At 38.2% G+C, this 975-nt stretch carries 1 protein-coding gene; it reads right to left on the reverse strand.

Annotated elements, in window-relative coordinates:
- Positions 1–975, reverse strand: a 975-nt coding sequence (locus V7659_RS29160; protein ID WP_335543540.1) for a D-alanyl-D-alanine carboxypeptidase family protein, incomplete at both ends; no start/stop codon positions are given.

A 975-nucleotide genomic window follows, 5' to 3' on the forward strand; every position in this document is an offset into this window, starting at 1 on the left:
CTTTAACCTTCACAGGAGCTGGCTCTTTATATTTAAGTGGAACAAACTGAACTACTTGTCCATTATTATTACTTTTAATCGCCAGTACTCCCTGATTATTTAATACCCTCGTACTCCCTTTGATGGATTCTGTAATTAAGGTATTCTTTTCCGGGAAGTATTCTTTATTGTCTAATTTATAAGTATCACTTTGCAACAGCGTTGCATGTTGAAAGTTTTTAAATCCATAATCAAACAAACTGGCCGTATCATCATATTTATCTCTTGGTAGATCAGAGTTTAGAACCACAGCAGTCAGCCTTAGTTTCGGATTGGCTGCAGTGGTAGCCAGTGTTTGTTTTGCTTTAACTGTATATCCGGTTTTCCCTCCGGTTACTCCTGGGTAGGCAAACTCCCCTTTTAGCATGCGGTGGTGGGTTATAATGTTCGTTTTCCATGATTTCCCCTTCCACTTAAGTACTTTCGTTCCAAAGATTTCTGCAAAGACAGGATTCTTGATGGCATAATTAGTTATGATCCCCATATCCCTTGCAGTGGTATAATGGTTCTTATCAAACAAACCATTGGGATTAATAAAATGGGTGTGATTTACTCCTATTGTTGTTTTTAAATAGGTATTCAAATGCACTGCAAACTGTTCGACACTTCCATCTAAGTGTTCTGCAATGGCTACCGCTGCATCATTTCCTGAATTAACTAACATTCCTTCAATCAATTGCTTTAAAGTAATTTTTTCCCCTTCGTCTAAATAAACTCTTGTTCCATCTTGCCTCACAGCATTGGGACTAACAGTAACCAGGCTATTCAAATTGCCCTTTTCAATCGCATAAATGGCTGTGGCTATTTTCGTTAGACTAGCAGGGTACATCTTTTTATCTGCATTTTTTTGATACAGAACGGCACCTGTATCAGAATCTAAAAGAATAGCCCCTTTACTTTTTAGGGGAGGTTGTCCACTATTAGCTGCTAAAGGAC

The organism is Neobacillus drentensis (assembly GCF_036966985.1).
Classification (GTDB): domain Bacteria; phylum Bacillota; class Bacilli; order Bacillales; family Cytobacillaceae; genus Neobacillus; species Neobacillus drentensis_E.